Consider the following 19,868-nt stretch of genomic DNA (forward strand, 5'->3'; position numbering starts at 1 on the left):
AGATGGCCTTTCGGTGATCAGCGAACGGAGCGGATGCGCAGGACGACGGAGCCCGCGAGGATGACGGCCACAGCGGCCACGATGAACAACAGGGTGTAGTTGCGGTCGGCCCCGGTGACACCGACGAGGAGGATGCCGGAGGCGGCGAGGGGCGCGAGGGACTGCGGGATCGACGTCGCGAAACCGGTGATTCCCATGAAGCGCCCGGCGTCCGTCTCTCGTTCCGGCAGCACGTCTAGCAGCAGCGCCTGGTCAACCGCGGCGAAGAGACCGAGACCGATAGAGCTCAGCAAGGAGCCCGCGACGAGCATCACCAGGTCCGATGCGAACGCCTGCATCAGCATGCCCGCCGCCATGATCAGACCGCCGAGCAGCACGAACAGTCGCCGACGCTTGAGCCGGTCCGACAGGAATCCGCCGCCGAGCGCGCCGAGGGTGACAGCGAGGATGCCACCGAGGCTCAGCGAGGCGATAATGCCGGCGACCGCCTCCACGGCGATGCCGAGGCGATCGGCGAAGAAGTAGGCGGTGTACGTGGTGTTGAGGGTGATGCCGGTGTAGAAGAAGAAGCGACCAAGCCAGTTCCAGGAGAAGTCGGGGTACTTGCGCGGGTTGTACAGGTACTTCGCCAGCAGCTGACCGACGGTGAGCGGCTCCTTCGCCAGGCCGCGAGAGTCATCCTCGTGCACGAGCGTGACGAACAGCACCACGAACAGCACACCCACCGCGCCCGGGACGAGGAACAGCAGCAGCGGATCGCCCGTGAAGAACTGCGCGAGGACGACACCGAACACCGGCGCGATCTGGGTCGCGAAGCTCGTGAGACCGGCGACCTTGCCGCGCTGCGCTTCCGGAAGTCGATCGGCGGTCGAGATCTGCAGGTTCGACAGGGTGGTTCCCCAGCCCCACTGCGCGAGGATCCAGCCGAAGCCCACCAGCATGACATTGGGGGCCATCGCCATCACCACGAGGGAGATGACGCCGATGATCATCCCGCCGATCATGAACGGCCGGCGCCGTCCGATTCGGGTGCGCGTGCGGTCGCTCCAGATGCCCATGAACGGCGAGGTGAGCATCACGAAGAGCGCACCGGCTCCGGTGATGAAACCGAGGTACTCGGGGTGACCGGGTGCCAGCGTGTTGACGCGAATGGTGAGCGAGATCGCCAGCGGGGTGATGAACGCCATGAAGACGCCGAACTGCGCGAGCACCATGAACCAGATGTAGCGACCACTGACGCGGGGCGGTTCGGCTGCGTTCTCGATGGAGTCGGCGACCGCGGCTGCGGCAAGGGGGCTGTTCCCCGCGGCGGGGGTGCGGACCGGCTCATCATTGATGGGTGGCATGTGAGGACTCCAGTGTCGACGGACAACTAGCACGCGCTAGTGACTGATCCGGATGCTACGGTACTTTTACTAGCGCGCGCAAGTGCATCGTTCGAATCCAGGAGGATCATGGCGACCAAACGGGTGACCGCGGCGGACGTCGCGCGCGCCGTGGGCCTGTCTCGCGCGACGGTCGGGTTCGTGCTCAACGACACACCCGGTCAGAGCATCCCCGAACCCACCCGAACGCGTGTGCTGGCCGAAGCGAAGCGCCTGGGCTACCGGGCGAACAGCGCAGCGCAAGCACTCGCCAGCGGTCGATCCCGCATCATCCTGCTCGTCCTGCCGGACTGGCCGCTGGACTACAGCATGCGCACGCACCTCGACGAGGCATCGCTGGCGTTGGATGAAGCCGGGTACTCGCTGGTGACGATGACGCCCCATCCGGGCGGTCAAGCTCGGCCGCTCTGGGAAACGCTGCGTCCGGACGTCATCCTCGGCATGGAGCCGTTCACCCCCGAGCAGTTGGCCGAGATGCGCGCCGGCGGAGTCGAGCACATCTTTCCCCCCGCCGCCGCCAGCGACGACGCAGACTCCCTCGGATTCGCGGATGGACCGCGCCTGCAGGTGGAACACCTCCTCGCACGGGGGCAGCACCGCATCGCCTTCGCTGGCTCCGGTGATCGACGCCTAGCCAAACTCGTCGCCGAGCGACAGGAGCTGGCAGCGGCGACTCTGCGCGCCGCCACCGGCGAGGACTTCGCACACGCGAGCAACCTCGACGAGACGACTGCTTCCGATGCCGTGGAGCGGTGGGTGCATGACGGGGTAGATGCCGTCGTCGCGTACAACGATGACATCGCGGCTCTGGTCCTGCAGGCAGCGCTGCGCGCGGATGTCGCCGTACCCGGCACGCTCGCGATCGTCGGTCATGACGACACGCCGCTGGCGCGCCTGCTGACCCCCGCACTGTCCACCGTGCGCGTCGACAACGCGGGGCTCGGTCGCTACCTCGCCGCCCTCGCACTCAGCGCGGTGAACGATGGCCCGCCCCCGGTGGCGGGGCCGGAGACCGAGGCGCGGCTCATCGTCCGGGAGACCACCTGAGGCTCCTCGGCGGGATGAACGCGAGTCAGCCGCCGATGACCTCCGACACCAGCGGAACGCCGGGACGGTAGGCCAGGTGGATGCGGCTCGGGGCATCCAGGATCGCGAGATCGCCGCGCGCGCCTACACGCAGGACACCGACGTCGTCACGACGCAGCGCACGGGCGCCACCCGCGGTGGCGGCCCACACCGCCTCGTCAGGACTCATCCCCATCTCCCGCACCGCGAGCGCCACCATCAGCGGCATGGACGTGGTGAAACTCGTGCCGGGATTGCAATCGCTGGCCAGCGCCACGGTGACGCCGGCCTCCAGCAGTCGCCGCGCGGACGGATACGGATGTTTGGTCGAGAACTCCACACCGGGCAGCAGCGTTGCCACCGTGTCGGACGCGGACAGCGCGTCCACGTCGGCATCGCTGAGGTAGGTGCAGTGATCAACACTGGCAGCGCCGACCTCGACCGCGAGCTGCACGCCCGCCCCTTCACCGAGCTGATTGCCGTGCACGCGCGGGAGAAGTCCCGCCGCGATCCCCGCCTGCAACACCATGCGCGATTCGTCGGGGTCGAACGCTCCCCGCTCGCAGAACACATCGATCCAGCGGGCGAACGGACGCACCGCGGCCAGCATCTGGCCGGTCACCAGCGCCACATACGCGGCGCGGTCATCGGCGTATTCGGCAGGCACCACGTGCGCGCCGAGGAACGTGACCTCGGCGGTGACCTCGGCGGCGATACGGGCGAGGCGCGTCTCCGTCTCGACGTCCAAGCCGTATCCGGTCTTCACCTCCTGGGTGGTGGTGCCCTGCGCCCGACTCTCGGCCCGCAGTGAATGCAGCCGAGCCCGAAGCTCATCATCCGTGGCGGCGCGAGTCGCGGCCACCGTGGTGCGTATGCCGCCGGCGGCATACGGGGTTCCTGTCATCCGCGCGGCGAACTCCACGGCCCGGTCTCCGGCGAACACGGTGTGCGTGTGACTGTCGACGAAGCCAGGGATGACCGCCGCACCGTCGACATCACGCGAGCTGTCGGCGGCGGGTGCGGAACTCGCCGAACCGATCCACGCCACCCACCCGTCATCGATCACCACGGCCGCATCCCGCAGCGTGCCGAGTGCGTCCGCGCCGACATCGGGGACGTTGGTGGTCAGCTCCCCGATGCCGGTGACGAGGAGCGAGGTCATTGCGCGTCCAGCATCGGGATGGTGAGACCGCGCTCGCGCGCGACGTCGGCCGCGTGCTCGTAGCCGGCGTCCACGTGGCGCATGACACCGGTGCCCGGATCGTTGGTGAGCACGCGCTCGATCTTCTCCGCCGCCAGCGCGGTGCCGTCGGCGACCGTGACCTGACCAGCGTGGATCGATCGACCGATGCCGACACCTCCGCCGTGATGCAGCGAGACCCACGACGCACCAGAGGCGGTGTTGAGCAGCGCGTTCAGCAGCGGCCAATCGGCGATCGCATCCGATCCGTCCTTCATGGACTCCGTCTCACGGTACGGACTTGCCACCGACCCGGAATCCAGGTGGTCTCGCCCGATGACGATCGGACCGGACAGCTCACCGGATGCCACCATCTCGTTGAACTTCAAGCCGGCGAGGTGGCGCTCCTTGTAGCCCAGCCAGCAGATGCGGGCGGGAAGTCCCTCGAAGTGCACCTTCTCCCCCGCCTGCTTCAGCCACCGCTGCAGGTGCGCGTCGTCCGGGAACAGCTCGGCGACGGCTCGGTCTGTCTTGGCGATGTCCTCCGGGTCTCCCGACAGCGCCACCCAGCGGAACGGCCCCTTGCCCTCTTCGAACAGCGGGCGGATGTACGCGGGAACGAACCCCGGGAAGGCGAAGGCGCGCTCATAGCCTCCGAGTTCGGCCTCGCGCCGGATCGAGTTGCCGTAGTCGAAGACCGCAGCCCCCGCGTCCTGGAACTCCACCATGGCCGTCACGTGCGCGGCCATCGACTCCCGCGAACGGCGCGTGAAGCCGTCCGGGTCGGCTTCCGCCTGCGCCTTCCAATCCGCGACGCTGACACCGATCGGGAGGTAGGCCAGCGGATCGTGCGCGCTGGTCTGGTCGGTGACGATGTCGATCGGCACACCGCGGCGCAGCAGCTCGGGGAACACCTCGGCGGCGTTGCCGACGACGCCGACGGACAGCGCCTCACCGGCCTCCTTCGCCGCGACCACACGGTCGATCGCGGCGTCCAGGTCGGCGGTGTACTCGTCGAGGTAGCCGTGCTCCACCCGGCGAGCCAGGCGCGTCTCATCGACATCGACGATGAGCACCGTGCCGCCGTTGAGGGTCACGGCGAGGGGCTGCGCCCCACCCATGCCGCCCGCGCCGCCGGTGAGGGTGAGCGTGCCGGACAGCGAGTCGCGTCCGAGCGATGCGGCCACCGCGGCGAAGGTCTCGTACGTCCCCTGCAGGATGCCCTGTGTACCGATGTAGATCCATGATCCGGCGGTCATCTGGCCGTACATCGTCAGCCCCAGCGCCTCGAGGCGGCGAAACTCGGGCCACGTGGCCCAGTCGCCCACGAGGTTGGAGTTGGCGATCAGCACGCGCGGCGCCCATTCGTGGGTGCGGAACACGCCGACCGGCTTGCCGGACTGCACCAGCAGCGTCTCGTCGGCATCCATCTCGTCCAGCGTGCGAACGATCGCATCGAACGCCGCCCAGCTGCGGGCGGCGCGACCGGTGCCGCCGTAGACGACGAGGTCTTCGGGGTGCTCAGCCACCTCGGGATCGAGGTTGTTCATCAGCATGCGTTTGGCGGCCTCAGCACCCCAGGACTTCGCGGTGCGCTCAGCTCCGCGCGCGGCGCGGACGGTGCGGGGTTCATGCGTCGACATCGACAGCTCCTTCGTGTGGATCCGCGTGCGGATCAGATCGTGGTGGTGTGCTCGCGCACGATGCGCGCGAACGACCCGTCCTGGACCATCGCGGTGACGGCCTCGATATCGGGTGAGACGAAATGGTCGGGGCCGGGACCGGCCACGCTCGTGCGCACCAGGTCTCGCGCGGCACGACTGGCTGCCCCCGGCAGCAGCGGTGCGCGCAGATCCAGAGCCCGCGAGCCTGTGATCAGCTCCACCGCGAGCACACGGCCGAGCCCGTCGATCGCGCGACGCAGCTTGCGGGCCGCGGACCAGCCCATGGACACGTGATCCTCCTGCATCGCCGACGACGGAATCGAGTCGACCGACGCCGGAACGGCGAGGCGCTTCAGCTCCGACACGATGCCGGCCGCAGCGTACTGCGCGATCATGAGGCCGGAGTCGACGCCGACCTCATGCGCGAGAAAGGGCGGCAGGTCACGATTGCGGGCGACGTCGAGTGCCCGATCCGTGCGGCGCTCGGAAATGGATGCCAGATCCGCCACCGCGATCGCCAGGAAGTCCAGCACGTACGCGACAGGTGCGCCGTGGAAGTTGCCGTTGGACTCCAGACGACCGTCGCCGGTGAGGATCGGGTTGTCGACGACACTCGCCAGCTCACGATCGGCGATCAGTCGGGCGTGGGCGGCAGTGTCGCGACCGGCGCCGTGCACCTGGGGCGAGCATCGCAGCGAATACGCGTCCTGGACTCGACCGTCCTCCGGACCTGCGTGGCTGGCCACGATCGGCGAATCCGCGAGGATCGCGCTCATCCGCGCGGCAGCCGCCGCCTGACCCAGCTGCGGACGCAGCGCCATCAGGTCCGCATCGAACACGCGCGCGGTGCCGAGCTGCGACTCCACGGACATCGCCGCAGCGAGGTCCGCCGTGTCGAACAGATCAGCCAGGTCTGCCAGCGCGAGCGAGAGCATCCCCAGCATTCCGTCAGTGCCATTGACGAGGGCCAGACCCTCCTTTTCACGGAGCACGATCGGCTCGATTCCTGCGGCCCGCAGCGCGTCGGCGGAGTCCTGTTCTACACCGTCGACGCGCACGCGACCCTCACCCATGGCCGCGAGCGCGACATGCGAGAGCGGCGCGAGGTCGCCGGAGCAGCCCAACGAGCCGTACTCCCGGACGATCGGGGTGATGCGGGCGTTCAGCATCGCCGCGTAGGTGTCCACGACCTCGGGGCGAACGCCGGTGTGACCGGAGGCGAGGGTGCGCAACCGCAGCAGCTGCAGGGCGCGCACCACCTCCTCCTCCACTTCCGCGCCGGTGCCGGCCGCGTGCGAGCGGATGAGCGAGGCTTGCAGCTGGAGTCGACGGTCGGGGGTGATGAACGTGGTGGCCAGCGCACCGAATCCGGTGGAGACGCCGTAGTGCGGGTGGGGATCGTCCGCGAGCGCATCGATGCGGGCGCGCGATGCGGCGACCGCGCTACGCGCCTCCGCGGTCACCTCGACCGTCGCGTGGTGGCGGGCCACCGCCACCACCTCCTCGATGGAGAGGGGGTGCAGGCCGACGAGGACGGGGGCGGAAGTGCTCATGGATCCGATTCCACACCGACGACTCCCGCAGGAACAGGCGGCTCATCGATATGCTGTCTGGCATGCCAGACAAGCCGCAGGTTCCCGCCGCCGATCAGACGCTGCGCATTCTCGCGCTGCTCGGCCGCTCTCGCGGACCGGTCGCTGCCAGCTCGATGGCCACCGCGCTGGGGTTGCCGCGCTCGAGCGTGTATCACCTGCTCGCCACGATGCAGGAACACGGTTTCGTTGTGCACCTGCCCGAACAGCGTCGGTGGGGACTCGGAACGGCGGCGGCAGAACTGGCCGGCGGCTTCAATCGTCAGCAGCCCCTCGCCCGGCTCGGCGGTCCGGTGGCCGCGGCGCTGGCCGATCGCACCGGTGAGAGCACGCACATCGCGATGCTCACCGGGCGCGACGTGATCTACATCGTCGAGGAGCGCGCCCCACGCCGTCCGGCACTCGTCACGGACGTCGGCGTGCGCCTTCCCGCGCACCTGACCGCGACCGGCCGGGCGATGCTGGCAGGCGTCGGCGCCGCCCAGTTGCGAGCCCTGTATCCGGATGCGGCCTCGTTCAGTACGCGAACGGAACGCGGACCTCGATCGCCGCGAGAACTGCGCGACGTGCTGCGTGAGGTGCGCCGGATCGGGTACGCGTTCGAGGACGGCGAGGTGACCCTCGGCATGAGATCCGTGGCGGTTGCGGTACGCGATCACACCGGCTGGCCGATCGCGGCGGTCGCGGTGACCTGGTCTGACGATGCGGAACGCGACGCGGACGCCATGATCGCCGCGGTGCAGGACAGTGCGGACCGGCTGGCTCGCCGCATCGGCTGACGAAGTTTAGACTTCCATTCATCTGCGCCAACGCGCCGGAAGGGGACGACATGACCGATCCGCAGCAGCCCACCTGGCCCGCGCCACAGCCCCATGCACCGCAACAGCCGGTGCCGCAACAGGGCCAGCAGACGTCCTGGCCGGCACCGGGCTCGTCGGGCCAGCCCACCGGTTCCCCCGCCGCACCGCAGGCCTACCCCACCGCACCGCAGGCCTACACCGGGGGTCCGCAGACACCTCCCGCCACGCCCCAGGGATACCCCGGCACGCCCCAGGGATACCCCACAGCGCAGAGCTACCCCGGCGCGCCGCAGGTTCACGCGGCCCAGCCGATCCAGCCGTGGCCCGCGGCCCCGTCCGCAACCGCCGGACCAGCACTCGCCGGAAACACACCCTGGGCCTGGCTGATCGGGGCCCTGGCCTTCGTCCAGATCCTCGCGTACCTCGTGGTCGACTGGCAGGCCGTGATCGAGCTCAACCTCGCCCTGGTCGCGGTCAGCTTCGGTGGAATCTCACCCGCGGCGATGTCGACCTACGTCGGCGCCGTCGTTCCGAGCCTCGTGCTCGCCGCGGTGATCGCCCTCCTCTGTTACGCCGCCAGCGTGGTGTTCGCGTTCCTCGATCAGCGAGCTCTCGCCCGAATGGGAGTCACGAAGCCGTTCCCCTGGGGCTGGAACTTCCTGGCTCAGCCGTTGGTCTACATGATCGGTCGCACCGTCGTCCTGAGCCGGAATGGTCGACGCGGAATGGCTCCGCTGTGGCTCGCGATCGCGGGCACTGTCGCGTCGTGGGTCATCTCGACAGTCGTGACCTTCTCGAGCTTCTACAACATGGGATGACGACTCGGGCACGCGATCGCTGACACCGACCGGCGGCGTCAGGACGTCGCTTCTCCCTCCACGGAGTACACCGCGCCGCCGGTGAGCCGCACGAGCTCGTCGAACGTCAGGGGGAACACCGCGTGGGTGGTCCCACCGGCCGCCCACAGCTGGTCGTAGCCGGCCAGCGACTCATCGACGATGGTGCGAACCGGTGCCGGATGCCCCGTGGGAGAAACGCCTCCGACGCGCTGTCCGGTCGCCTCGAGCACCTGATCCGCGCTGGCGCGGCGGATGCGGTGCACCCCGATGCGACGCGCGAGCGCGGCCGTGTCGACGCGGTGCGCCCCGGAGGTCATCACGAGGAGAGGCGCGTCGTCGGCGATGAACAGCAGACTGTTGGCGATGGCTCCCACCTCGACTCCCAGCGCCTCCGCCGCGAGCGCAGCCGTCGCCGCCGAGTCCGGCAGCGTCACGATTCCCGCGTCGATGCCGGCCGCCGCGAGCCCCGCAGCCACGCGGCTGGTGCGTTCTTCATCCTCGGGAGAGTGATCGTTCACGCGTGATTCCTTTCGGTCCCATGTGCTTCGCGGGTGAGTCGCCGTTCAGCGCTGCAGAAATCGCCGGGCCATCGCCTCGATGTCGGCTCGCGTGGCCCGCCAGCCCTGCGACAGGATGCGGAACACCAGCGGGCCGACCAGCTCGGCGGTCAATGATCGCTCATCCCCGTCGAGAGCCGCACCCCGAGCCCGCGCACGGGCAAGCGCATCGGCGGCAGCCTCGTTGAGCACGTCGGTCCCGGCGAGCAGTTCGGCCACACGCCGGTCATGCTGGGCCTCCCCGAGCAGCGCACGGTAGGCGAGACCGGCGTCGGCGTCGGTGAGGAAGCCTGACAGGCCGGTCAGGAATCCGGCGATCTCCTCCTCGGGGCTCTCCGCGGGCGGGCGAGCGAGTTCGCGCCGTGCATCAGCAGCACTCGCCTCCAGGAGGATCTCAGCCTTGGAGGACCACCAGCGATACACGGTCTGTCGTCCGACGCCGGCGCGCTCCGCGATTCCCTTCATCGTCATCGCTGCATAGCCCTGCTCCACGAGCAGGTCGTCGGCGGCGTGGAGCACCGCAAGACGCGCGTCTTCGCTCCGCGGCCGGCCGTGCGATTTCGTGCTCTCGCCCATGTCCGCATCCTAGCCGTTTCGATACGCCGTGCATCGAAACAGATATACGAGACACGATGTCTCGATGACTGCTACACTTTCGAGACACCTTGTATTGGAATTGAAGGCTGATGACCACTCCGACCCCTGCGCGCCTTCGCCGCGCGATCCCTGCCACCGCTCTGGCGTTCCTCGTCACCATGATGGGAACCACCATTCCCACGCCGCTGTACTCGCTGTACTCGGCCGAGCTGAACTTCACGCCTCTCACGGTCACGATCCTGTTCGCCGTCTATGCGGTGGGCGTCGTGGGAGCCCTGCTGGCGTTCGGGCGCCTCTCCGATGACATCGGGCGGCGGCCGGTCATGATCTTCGCCCTCCTGCTGGCGGCGGCGAGCGCGGTGATCTTCCTGCTGCCACCCTCGCTGCCCCTCTTGATCACGGCGCGCATCATCTCCGGCCTCGGCGCAGGACTGATGAGCGGCACCGGAACCGCAGCGATCATGGATCTCTTCCCCGCCGATCGACGCACCCTCGCGGGCACGATCGCCGTGATCTCCAACACCGGCGGGCTCGCACTCGGCACGCTCGCCGCGGGAGTCCTGGCAGATACCGCGCCGACCCCGCTGCGAACGCCCTTTGTGGCCCATCTCGCCCTCTGCGTCATCGCGATCGTGGGAATGTGGATCTGGGTGCCGCGCCCCTCACGCGGCAGCGGCGCACGCCTGCGTCTGAACGGCCTTCGCGTCCCGCCCTACCTCCGCGCGGCGTTCGTCCGCGCGGTTCTCGCCGCCGGGTCCGGGTTCGCCGTCACCGGTGTCCTCACCGCCGTAGCCGCGCTGTTACTCGCGCGAGAGCTGCACCTGGACAGTCACGCCCTTGCCGGCTTCGTGGTGTTCCTCGCGTTCGCCGGAATGGCGGCGGGACAGGTGATCGCCGGCAGACTGGCGCCGCGCGTCGCACTGCCCGTCGGCTGTGCTGGCCTCGTGCTGGCCGCCGCGGCACTCGCCTGGGCACTCGCCGCGGCGGCACTCGAGCCGCTTCTGGGGGCCCCTGTCATCCTCGGTCTCGCCGGCGGCCTGTGCCTGAACGCCGCGCTCACCACCACCGTGGGCCAGGTTCCCCCGGCGCACCGGGGCGAAGTGTCCTCTTCCTTCTTCGCTGGTCTCTACACGATGCTGGCCGTGCCAGCGATCGGCGTTGGCCTGCTCGCAGGCACTGTCGGACTCCGCCCCGCTGGCCTGATCTTCGCCGCCGCGGTGGCGATCCTGGCAGCCACCATCGGCGTGATCGAGTTGCTCACCTCGCGCGGCGACGCGGCGACGGTGTGACGGTGCGGGTAGAGGCCGACCCGTTCATCCGCCGCGTCCTCCCTCCAGCCGATCCAGCAGTGACCCCAGTTCAGCGCGCAGGCGACGAGCACCTTCAGGCGTCAGCTCCAGGAGTTCAACGTCCGTCGTGACAGCCACCCACGGCTGCGCCTCTCCGACCTGCTGCACCGCGATCACGGCCATGTCGGTCGGCAGGACCACACGGCGAACCTCCCCTGACGGCAGGACCTGTCGGCGCTGCACCAGCTCGGGCCACCACGCCGCGGATGACTGATGGCGGCGGTCATCGAGCAGTTCCTGACCACCATGGTCGCCGCCGCACCAGACGGGGCACCACTCCGCGAGCCAGGCGGGTCGTTCAGTATGCATGCGGGACTCCCTCCGATCTGGCGGGGCACACGCCGTTTCTGGGATTACATCACCCGCTTCAGACATTCACGCCGATCTCCCGCACATCACGACGTAGACGAGACGCAGGGCCACGGGAGACTAGCATGCCGAGTTTGCCATATGAAGGAGGCTATATAGGAGAGGTCTCCCACCGAGTGTGGAGGAGTGGCGAAACAACGACCCAGTGGCGAGTGGACGCAGTACGCGCGCGAACTCGGCGCCAACATCCATCGCCTCCGCATCGACCGAGGCTTCACGCAGGAACAGGTCGCCTACTCCGCCGGATTGACCCGTTACACCTTCCAGAAGTTCGAGAAGGGCGAGTCCATGCCGGGCAGCCCCGCCAACCCCTCGCTGCGCAACGTCATGGCCATCGCGCAAGTGCTCGGCGTCACGCTGGACGAGCTCGTTCCCACACCGTGGCCCGACCTCCGAGCCGGCGGCCTGTGAGCGCCGCTGACCGAGGCTAGACCGACGGGTCGAGCGGCGCGCGCAGCGCCGCCACCACCGCCTCCGGATCGGCGACCGCGAAGTAGTGCCCCCCGCCGGGGATCTCGCGAAGCACGGCATCACGCAACTGCGATCTCCCCCATCGCGCCACGTCCACAGGCACGTTCCCGTCAGCCGTACCGTGCAGCAGATCCACCCGCTGATGGACCTGCGTGAGCGGGAAGGGGCGCGAGTACTGACGAAGGTCATCCACGGCGGCCCGCGACCCCTGCTTCGCCGCGGCGCGACTGTCCGGCGCCGTCATCGCCCGCGCGCGAGGATCAGCCATGATCGCTTGATCCGCGGCCGGCCACGCGGACAGGTTCGCTTCGCGTGTGGACGCGAACGGGCCACGCCCATCCAGCATCATCACGGCCAGTGAGGGCAGCACACGAGCGACCCGATACAGAGCCGAGACGATAGGGATGCGCCCGCGCACCGTGCGCCGGGGCGCCCCGGGGATCATGCCGCAAGCGAGCACGACTCGCTCGATCCGATCGGGATGCGCGAGTGCCAATGCGAGCGAGTACCCGGCGCCGCCGGAGAAGCCGAGCGCGACCGCCCGCGAGATCCCGAGCGCGTCCAGCAGCGCGATCGCGTCGCCCGAACCGGTATCGAAGCCGCGCCGGGGCTCCCGGGACGTGTCTCCATACCCCGGACGGTCCGGGCAGACAATGCGCACGTTCGCTCGGAGAGCCTCCCGCTCCAGGGCGAGCAGCTGATAGCGCGACCCTGGCGAGCCATGTGCGGCGATCACGGGTGTCCCCGCGGGATCGCCCAGTTCGCAGTATGCGATCGACCGCGCATCGAGAGTGAGCCTGTGGGTGGCCGGCAGCGAGACCTCCAGATCCTCCGTCATGCCCGCTCCCCCGTAACTCGCTGGGCGATACCGTCCAACAGCAGGTCCAATCCGATTCGGAATCGGCGCTCGGGATCGTGATGGTGCTCGAAGACGGACGCCGTGCGCCGCGATGCGGGGATATCGTCCAGCTCCTCATCGCCACGACCGAGCCGGATGGCGGCGTGGCCGGTGACGAAGTCGTGCACGGCGGCGTAGGCGTACACCGCCCGCTCCTCATCGAGTCCGGCATCGCGCAGCGACGCGACGATCCGGTGGGCGACGTCGTCGGCATCGGGAGTGTCCAGCGATGCGCGTCGGTGCGCCTCCAGAACCAGCGGGTGGCGCATGAGCAGATCGCGCAGTCCGAGCGCGAACATCTCCAGCCGTGGCCGCCAGTCGGGGTCGGTCCAGTCGAGCGTGGCGACCGCCTCATCGACGACGCGCGCAATCAGCCGGTGTCGGAGCGCGTCGATCCCCCCGCTGGCCCGATGAACCGCCATGGCTGACACTCCGAGACGATCGGCGAGCGCCCGGAAGGTGACGGCCTCGAGACCGCCTTCATCGGCCAGCACCGTCGCCGCCTCGATCATCGCGTCCTGGCCTACGGCGGCAGGCCGACCCGCCCGTGCCCGCCTCCGTGTATCCGCTACCATGAGCTCCACAATATCGTTACAAGTATCGAAATAGAAGCCCCCGCATCGACGATGATCGCGGTGCCCGGATTCGAGGAGTCCCATGCCCACGCCCTCCCCGCTCGAGTCGGCGACGTCCCGTCGCCGACTCGCACTCTGGAGCCTCGCCGTCATCGTGTTGTCCGGGGCTTCTCTTGAAGGGTTCATCATTCCCGTCCTCCCTCGTCTGCAGCAGGACTTCGCAGTGACGGCGGCCGTCGGAGCGCTGGCGACCGTCATCCCGACGGTGGTGACGGTGATCGTCACACCGATCGCCGGGACACTCGCCGATGTGCACGGGGCGGAACGCGTGCTGGGCTGGCTGGTCGCGATCACCGCCGGTGGTGGGTTGCTCAGCGCGCTCGCTCCCGAGTTCTGGCTGTTCATCGTCGGCCAGGCGCTGCAGGGCTTCGCACTCGGCATCATCCCCGTGGGTTTCGTGATCATCCGTCGTCTGCTGCCCGCGGACGCCGTCCGCACGGCTTCCGGAATCCTCGTCGCCATGAGCGTGGCAGGCGCCGGCATCGGCGTGCTGCTGGCCGGCCCCATCCTGGAGGCGAGCTCACGGGCGGTTCTCTACGGCGTGCCCACGGGCCTGGTAGCCGTCGGCGCCCTCGGCTTCTTCGTCGCGCGCGGACGCGTCGTCCGTGAGCTCCTCGGCACCACTCGTCTCGACTGGCTCGGCGCTGGATTGCTTTCGACCGCCCTGCTGCTGCTGGTGATGGCGTTGGCGAGTTCGTCCGCCAGCGGATGGCTCTCACCCGCCACCCTCGCACTGCTCACGCTCACCATCGGGACGGGGGTGGCGTGGGTGCGCGTGGAAGGCCGCGCACGAACGCCGATGATCGATCTCACGACCCTCCGTTCGCGAGGCGTCGGCGGTGCCGTGCTGGTCGGGGTCGCGATCGGTGCGAGCTATGCGCCGATGGTCTTCCTGGTGCCACAGCTGATCGCCCAGCCCGCATCGTCGGGATTCGGCTGGGCGGCCTCGCCGAGCCAGACCAGCGTGATGCTGGCCGTCGCGTACGGCGCCGGAATCGTCGCCTCGCTGGCAGCCGGACCGCTCTCACGCCCATTCGGCATTCGGGGCCCGGCGACCGTCGCCCTGCTCGTGCTGGCGATCGGCGCGCTGACGGGCCTCGCCGCTCCGACGCCCACGAGCCTCGTGATCTCGTTGATCCTCGCGGGGATCGGGGCGGGCGCCGGGTCCACGCTCGTGTTCGCCTCCGCCGCGACCGGCGCGTCGGCCGACAAGGTCGGAGTCTCCACGGCACTGATCACGATCTCCCGCGCCATCGGAGGAGCACTCGCCACGCAGGTGGTGGCCGGCATGATCTCCACCAGCCCGTCGTTCGCCGATTTCCAGGCCGCCTTCGTCATCGCTGCAGCGATCTCCGCCGCGGGAGCGATCACGGCTGCGCTGCTCCTGACGCGCGACACACCTCGGGCGGCACTCCCGCACGCCATCCCCGAACAGTAAGGGGCAAGATCACACCAGCCGCACGGGCGCCATCGCGATCGCGCGCCGCAGGGCGTCAACGTGGCGCCGCCGCGCTGCACTCGCCCCGACCACGAGGGACAGGACCCACCGCTCCGGCAGATCCGTGATCGACAGAGTCGCACACCCCGGCGACTCCAGACCCTCGGGGATCAGCGCCACACCGAGCCCCGCCGCCACGTACTCCGGGATGCTCGGCATCGCCTCGATCTCGGCAACGACGCGACGGGAGAGCCCGCGCTGCGCCAGCACGCGATCGATCTGCACCCGGTTGCCGTAGCCGGGCAACACGTCGACCCACGGCTGCCCCGCCAGGGTGGCAAGGTCGACCTCGCCGACTCCCGCGAGCGGGTGCCCCTCAGGCACCAGCGCCACATACGGCACTTGCGCGAGCTCGTGTGCCATCAGTCCGACGGGCGGCGGCACCGTGGTGAAGGCGAGGTCCAGTCGTCCCTGCAGCACATCATCAACGAGTCCGGTTGACCCCGACGGCGAAGCGGTCAGGTGCACATCGACCAGGGGAAAGTCCCGTCGGAACTGCCCGAGCACCCGCGGCAGATCCATCAGCGGCATCGCCGTGAACGTCCCCATCGACACGCGACCACGAATACCTGCTGTGGATTCTGACGCGGCTTCGCGCATGCCTGCCCACTCGTCGACGATCGAGCGCGCCGGGACGAGGAGGTCCTCCCCCGCCGGAGTGAGGCTGACGCTGCGCGTCGTGCGTTCCAGCAGCGCGACGCCGAGTTCCTGCTCGAGACTGCGCAGCCCCGCGGAGACGGTCGACTGGGCAGCGTAGAGGCGCTGGGCCGCTCGGGTGACATTGCGCTCATCCGCGACGACGACGAAGTACTCCAGCAGCCGAATGTCCATGGCTCATTCTATCGATGGAATCGATTTATTCCATCGCATCTGTGCGTTGGACACGATCAATGTTCGGATCGAACATGGAGTCATGTCCACGATCTCCCTCGAGCAGCGTCGTCTCCTCGCCCCGGGCACCGCCTTCTGGGTGGTGGCCGCTTCCTTCCTCCTGATGATGGCTTTCGCGACGGTGCCCACTCCGCTGTATGCGCTCTACCAGCTGCGCGACGGGTTCCAGACCTTCACCGTCACACTGATCTTCGCCGCCTACGCGGTGGGCGTCATCGTCGCCCTGAGCTTCGGTGGCCACATCAGCGACTGGGTGGGGCGGCGCCGGATGCTGGTGATCGCCGCGTTGATCGAAGCTCTGTCCAGCATCATCTTCCTCCTGCCCGGCGCGGTTCCCACGCTGCTGGTGGCCCGCTTCGTCTCCGGTCTCGCCGTCGGACTCCTCACTGCCGCCGCGACCGCGGGCCTCAGCGAACTGCGCATCCATCACTCGGGTCACGTCGGGATCGCGGCAACCGTCGCGACGGTCGCCAACCTCGGGGGGCTCGCGCTCGGCCCGCTCATCGGCGGGATCTTCGCCGAGTGGGCTCCGTGGCCCCTCGTCACGCCCCACGTGGTCTTCCTGGCCGGGCTCATCGTCGCCGCGATCCTTCTCATGCGTATCCCGGAGACCGTCGCGACGGTTCCGCTGCGCACCAGCTATCGCCGCCAGCGCGTCGCGGTCCCGCGCGAGCGTCGCTCCGCCTTCCTCCTCGCCGGTGCGGCGGCCTTCGCCGCCTTCGCGATCACCGGCTTCTTCGGATCGGTGTCCCCCGCCTTCCTCGCGCAGGTCGGCAACGTGCACGACCACCTCGCCGTCGGCGCCACCGCCTTCGCGGTGTTCGGCGCCGCCGCCGTCGCCCAGCTGATTTCCGGAAGGCTGTCGCCGCACCGCCAGATCGTCGCCGGCGCGACCACGGTCCTCCTGGGCATGACGATGTTCGCCGCCTCCGCGCTCACCGCCTCGATCGCGCTGTTCATCGTCGGCGGGGTGATCGCGGGGTTCGGCGTCGGCTTCCTGTTCCGCAGCGCCCTGATGACGGGCGCTTCGCTCGGAGACGCGGCACATCGCGGTGAGGTGCTCGCGGGTGTGTTCCTGATGGCCTACGCCGGCATGACCATTCCCCCGCTGCTCATCGGACTCGCGTTGCTGTGGTTCCCGATGATTCCGGTGCTCCTCGTCTTCGCCATCGCGACCGTGGTGCTGTCCACCGCCGCGGCGGCCGGACTCGCACGAGTCGTCCGGACCCTCTGAACGAGGTCTCCGCGGCGTCGTACCGCGGAGACGCAACGGGGCATGGTTCAGCGCTGGCGCGCATCCTCCAGCACGTGCCGAGCATGAGTGCGCACGATCGACCACGGCGAATCCATCGCCGCCTCGGCGGCGGGAACCTCGTCAACAGTCAGCACGCAGTAGCCGGTGCCGGTGCCGGGGGCGAGCTCCTTCTCGACTGCGGGCTCCAGCTCGGGATGCTCTCGCAGCACCTGCTCCAGCGGAGCGTAGTCGAGGGGACGGTGTGCCCCGCGGTCGCGGAAGGAGCTGAACGGATCGCCGATGCCCCGAGTCACAACCTCGACGGGCAGGTCCGCCACCCGAGCGAGAATCAGGTCGGACCGCCCCAGGCGCGCGAGAGCCGACGCCGCCCAGGCTCGTGAATTCACCGGTCGCTTCTTGCGACGCATGAGCTCATCGAGTGCGTGGACTGCGTCGGCATCATCCACGTTGATCTCCGCGAGAAGGCGGGCAGCCGTGACGTCGCCGTGACCGAGCACCTCACCACGGATGACCCGGACCAGGGCCGGAACCGCGGCCGCACCGCAGGCGACCAGCAGTTGCTCGTGCTCCCCGATGAGTGGGCCCTGATATCGGGGCGCCACCGCCTCGGAGAGCAGCTCTGCCACGCGCTCGTCGACCGGCAGCGCGGCCAGTCGTCGACGCTCCTGTTCGGCGAGGTCATACTCCGGGAAGTGGGCGAGCACCTGCGCCTTGGTGAGACTCAGCGGGACCAGCTCGCCACCTTCGTCGGCGGCGATCGCGATGAAGTCCTTCGTCACGATCCCGTCGGCGAGCAGCTGCTTTCGAGCGGCCTTCGCCGCGCGTGGGAAGCATCGGAGGAAGCGCTCGTAGGCTCGCTCCCACTTCTCGAATCCGGGCCCCGCTTGCGACTGAAGGGCGTCGGCGAGCACCTGATCCTCGTCATCCGGGTCGAACCCGTGCTCGAGATCGGGCCCCGACCAGCGCAGCGACTCCACCAGATCATCGGACTCCTCGCGCCGAGACGCGTACTCGGCGACCACCTCCGCGAGCGATTCCTCGGTGCCCACTGTGACCATCGGCCAGGCGATCATCGACCCGTCACCGTAGAACTCGTGGAACATCGCCCCGTAGACCGTTTGATCCGGATGACGCTCGCGAACCGTGCGCACCGCCCGGACGAGCTGAGCGGCAGCCGCCGCCTCGATCGCCTTTCCGTCCATCGCCCTGGCGTCCTCTCGTGCGGGGTCGGAGCCATGCTATCGACCGCGTCCGACGCCCGAGCGAATCGATGCCCGCGGGACTCAGATCACTGCCAGAAACCCACTACACACTGAGTGTATAGTCACTCCCGTGGACACATCACAGGCATTCCTGGGGCTGATCGAGGCTCGGCCGGGATACGGCTACGAGCTCAAGCAGCGCTACGACGACTACTTCGGCGCGGAGCGCGCGCTCAAGTTTGGACAGGTGTACGCGATGCTCTCCCGCCTGGAGCGTGACGAGCTGATCGTCATGGACGGCGTGGAAGAGGGCGGCGGGCCTAACCGCAAGCGCTATCGCGGACTTCCGGCCGGCCGCGAGCGCGTGATGCAGTGGCTCACCCAGCCCGATGAAGAGGTCACGGGGCGCAGCAACCTCTTCGCGAAGGTGGTGGTCTCCCTCCTTCTCGATGAGGACGCCGTGCGATTGCTCGCCCTGCACCGAAGCATCCTGCTGGACGCAATGCGCCGCCTCACCCGGGCAAAGCAGGGTGCCGAGCTCCTGGACCTCCTCGCCTATGACCAATCACTCTTCCGCGTCGAGGCGGATCTCCGCTGGATCGACACGACCGAAGCCCGCTTGAACGACCTGAAGGAATCCCTGCGATGAGCACTCTCACCACCTCGGAGTCCGGGCTGCTGGCCATCGCGGCCCGCGGACTCCAGAAGCACTACGGCACCGCTCACGCGCTGCGCGGCGTCGATGTGGAGATCACCCGCGGCGAGATCGTCGCCATCATGGGACCCTCCGGCTCTGGCAAGTCCACGCTGCTGCACTGTCTCGCCGGCGTCGTCGCCCCGGATTCGGGAGATGTGCGCGTGGGTGACACCGTGGTCAGCGCCCTGGATGAAGCGGGCCGAGCCCGCTTCCGCCTCACCCGCCTCGGATTCATGTTCCAGTTCGGTCAGCTGCTGCCTGAGTTGACCGCGGAAGACAACGTGGCGCTGCCCCTGATGCTGGCCGGCATGAAGCGCACGTCGGCGCTGTCGCGAGCGCACGAGTGGCTCGGTCGTCTGGAGCTGGGCCCGCTCGCGAAGCGGCTTCCGGCAGAGCTGTCCGGAGGACAGGCACAGCGCGTGGCGCTGTCGCGCGCGCTGGTCACGGACCCCGAGGTGCTGTTCGCCGACGAACCCACGGGAGCGCTCGACTCCCTCACCGCGGAGAAGGTGATGCAGACTCTCACCGAGGTCGTCCGCACCACCGGCACCACTCTCATCCTCGTCACCCACGACGCTCGGGTGGCCTCATACAGCGATCGCGAGATCTTCATCCGCGACGGCCTCGTCCTGGACCCTGCGGGCACGCGATGATCGGGGCGATGCGCCTGCTCACCCTCGGCAGCCGCGGAATCTGGGGCAGGTTGGTGGCGATCGCGGCCGGCGTGGCGGCGGGCGTCCTGGTCGTGCTCATGCTGATCGCCGGTGCCAGCGCGATGGAGGCGCGTGATCTGCGCGGTGCCTGGCTGCACCCCTCCGGAACCACGGTCGCCGCCGCAATGACCGATGAGACGGTGGTCGCGACCGGCACCGACACCTTCGAGGGGCACCGCATCAGTCGGATGGATGCGTCGGTTCCCGATTC

General features: G+C 69.0%; 21 protein-coding genes. 10 read left to right on the forward strand and 11 right to left on the reverse strand.

The annotated features are described in order from the left end of the window. Positions 1-17: 17 nt before the first annotated feature. Positions 18-1,346, reverse strand: coding sequence for an MFS transporter (locus ACI3KU_RS13985; protein WP_404922914.1), 1,329 nt, complete (start codon positions 1,344-1,346; stop codon positions 18-20). A gap of 108 nt (positions 1,347-1,454) precedes the next feature. Between ACI3KU_RS13985 and ACI3KU_RS13990 the strand changes: the two genes are divergently transcribed. Beyond that, positions 1,455-2,432, forward strand: a complete 978-nt coding sequence (locus ACI3KU_RS13990; RefSeq protein ID WP_404922915.1) for a LacI family DNA-binding transcriptional regulator — start codon at positions 1,455-1,457, stop codon at positions 2,430-2,432. Positions 2,433-2,457: 25 nt separating this feature from the next. Here the strand turns inward: ACI3KU_RS13990 and hutI are convergent, their stop codons facing one another. From hutI to hutH, 3 genes are read right to left on the reverse strand one after another with little or no spacing between them, the layout of a single operon-like run. Next, positions 2,458-3,612 carry an imidazolonepropionase gene (hutI, locus tag ACI3KU_RS13995; RefSeq protein ID WP_404922916.1) on the reverse strand — a complete coding sequence of 385 codons (1,155 nt, stop codon included), beginning with the start codon at positions 3,610-3,612 and terminating at the stop codon, positions 2,458-2,460. Then, positions 3,609-5,273 (reverse strand): urocanate hydratase, encoded by a 1,665-nt coding sequence (gene hutU, locus ACI3KU_RS14000; RefSeq protein WP_404922917.1) that lies wholly within the window; start codon positions 5,271-5,273, stop codon positions 3,609-3,611. Before hutU ends, hutI begins: the two co-directional genes overlap by 4 nt. A 32-nt stretch (positions 5,274-5,305) precedes the next feature. Then, positions 5,306-6,847 carry a histidine ammonia-lyase gene (gene hutH, locus ACI3KU_RS14005; RefSeq protein WP_404922918.1) on the reverse strand — a complete coding sequence of 514 codons (1,542 nt, stop codon included), beginning with the start codon at positions 6,845-6,847 and terminating at the stop codon, positions 5,306-5,308. Positions 6,848-6,909: 62 nt separating this feature from the next. On the opposite strand from hutH, the gene ACI3KU_RS14010 reads away from it, so the two are divergent. Continuing rightward, positions 6,910-7,665, forward strand: coding sequence for an IclR family transcriptional regulator (locus ACI3KU_RS14010; protein ID WP_404922919.1), 756 nt, complete (start codon positions 6,910-6,912; stop codon positions 7,663-7,665). Between the two features lie 50 nt (positions 7,666-7,715). After that, positions 7,716-8,504 (forward strand): hypothetical protein, encoded by a 789-nt coding sequence (locus ACI3KU_RS14015; RefSeq protein ID WP_404922920.1) that lies wholly within the window; start codon positions 7,716-7,718, stop codon positions 8,502-8,504. A 38-nt stretch (positions 8,505-8,542) separates the two neighbouring features. On the opposite strand, the gene ACI3KU_RS14020 is transcribed toward ACI3KU_RS14015, so the two are convergent. Next, positions 8,543-9,043 (reverse strand): YbaK/EbsC family protein, encoded by a 501-nt coding sequence (locus ACI3KU_RS14020; RefSeq protein WP_404922921.1) that lies wholly within the window; start codon positions 9,041-9,043, stop codon positions 8,543-8,545. Between the two features lie 45 nt (positions 9,044-9,088). Then, positions 9,089-9,658: a TetR/AcrR family transcriptional regulator gene (locus tag ACI3KU_RS14025; protein WP_404922922.1), complete on the reverse strand. Its 570-nt coding sequence runs from the start codon at positions 9,656-9,658 to the stop codon at positions 9,089-9,091. A 110-nt stretch (positions 9,659-9,768) separates the two neighbouring features. Between ACI3KU_RS14025 and ACI3KU_RS14030 the strand changes: the two genes are divergently transcribed. Continuing rightward, positions 9,769-10,968 (forward strand): MFS transporter, encoded by a 1,200-nt coding sequence (locus ACI3KU_RS14030; RefSeq protein ID WP_404922923.1) that lies wholly within the window; start codon positions 9,769-9,771, stop codon positions 10,966-10,968. Between the two features lie 24 nt (positions 10,969-10,992). Here ACI3KU_RS14030 and ACI3KU_RS14035 read toward each other — a convergent pair whose 3' ends face one another. After that, positions 10,993-11,337, reverse strand: coding sequence for a DUF6907 domain-containing protein (locus ACI3KU_RS14035; protein ID WP_404922924.1), 345 nt, complete (start codon positions 11,335-11,337; stop codon positions 10,993-10,995). A gap of 186 nt (positions 11,338-11,523) precedes the next feature. On the opposite strand from ACI3KU_RS14035, the gene ACI3KU_RS14040 reads away from it, so the two are divergent. Further along, entirely contained in the window at positions 11,524-11,808 is a 285-nt protein-coding gene (locus ACI3KU_RS14040) for a helix-turn-helix domain-containing protein (protein WP_404922925.1), read from the forward strand. Between the two features lie 16 nt (positions 11,809-11,824). On the opposite strand, the gene ACI3KU_RS14045 is transcribed toward ACI3KU_RS14040, so the two are convergent. Together ACI3KU_RS14045 and ACI3KU_RS14050 are read right to left on the reverse strand one after the other, a co-directional pair. Then, entirely contained in the window at positions 11,825-12,706 is an 882-nt protein-coding gene (locus tag ACI3KU_RS14045) for an alpha/beta fold hydrolase (protein WP_404922926.1), read from the reverse strand. Continuing rightward, on the reverse strand, positions 12,703-13,341 hold the full coding sequence (locus ACI3KU_RS14050; RefSeq protein WP_404922927.1) for a TetR/AcrR family transcriptional regulator: 639 nt from the start codon (positions 13,339-13,341) through the stop codon (positions 12,703-12,705). The genes ACI3KU_RS14045 and ACI3KU_RS14050 overlap by 4 nt, the downstream gene beginning before the upstream one ends. An 82-nt stretch (positions 13,342-13,423) precedes the next feature. Between ACI3KU_RS14050 and ACI3KU_RS14055 the strand changes: the two genes are divergently transcribed. Beyond that, positions 13,424-14,839, forward strand: a complete 1,416-nt coding sequence (locus tag ACI3KU_RS14055; RefSeq protein ID WP_404922928.1) for an MFS transporter — start codon at positions 13,424-13,426, stop codon at positions 14,837-14,839. 9 nt (positions 14,840-14,848) lie between these two features. Here the strand turns inward: ACI3KU_RS14055 and ACI3KU_RS14060 are convergent, their stop codons facing one another. Continuing rightward, positions 14,849-15,730 (reverse strand): LysR family transcriptional regulator, encoded by an 882-nt coding sequence (locus tag ACI3KU_RS14060; protein ID WP_404922929.1) that lies wholly within the window; start codon positions 15,728-15,730, stop codon positions 14,849-14,851. An 82-nt stretch (positions 15,731-15,812) separates the two neighbouring features. Here ACI3KU_RS14060 and ACI3KU_RS14065 point away from each other — a divergent pair, with 82 nt between their 5' ends. Beyond that, entirely contained in the window at positions 15,813-17,024 is a 1,212-nt protein-coding gene (locus ACI3KU_RS14065) for an MFS transporter (protein ID WP_404922930.1), read from the forward strand. A 47-nt stretch (positions 17,025-17,071) separates the two neighbouring features. Here ACI3KU_RS14065 and ACI3KU_RS14070 read toward each other — a convergent pair whose 3' ends face one another. Beyond that, positions 17,072-18,247 (reverse strand): DUF4303 domain-containing protein, encoded by a 1,176-nt coding sequence (locus ACI3KU_RS14070; RefSeq protein WP_404922931.1) that lies wholly within the window; start codon positions 18,245-18,247, stop codon positions 17,072-17,074. 130 nt (positions 18,248-18,377) lie between these two features. Here ACI3KU_RS14070 and ACI3KU_RS14075 point away from each other — a divergent pair, with 130 nt between their 5' ends. The 3 genes from ACI3KU_RS14075 to ACI3KU_RS14085 form a co-directional block, all read left to right on the forward strand. Continuing rightward, positions 18,378-18,896: a PadR family transcriptional regulator gene (locus ACI3KU_RS14075; protein ID WP_404922932.1), complete on the forward strand. Its 519-nt coding sequence runs from the start codon at positions 18,378-18,380 to the stop codon at positions 18,894-18,896. Continuing rightward, a complete protein-coding gene (locus ACI3KU_RS14080) occupies positions 18,893-19,597 on the forward strand; it encodes an ABC transporter ATP-binding protein (protein ID WP_404922933.1) in 705 nt (234 codons plus the stop codon). The genes ACI3KU_RS14075 and ACI3KU_RS14080 overlap by 4 nt, the downstream gene beginning before the upstream one ends. Before the next feature lie 8 nt (positions 19,598-19,605). Next, on the forward strand, positions 19,606-19,868 hold a 263-nt coding region (locus tag ACI3KU_RS14085), incomplete at its 3' end, for a hypothetical protein (protein WP_404922934.1).

The sequence above is a fragment of the Microbacterium sp. ZW T5_56 genome, from assembly GCF_044987425.1.
GTDB lineage: Bacteria > Actinomycetota > Actinomycetes > Actinomycetales > Microbacteriaceae > Microbacterium.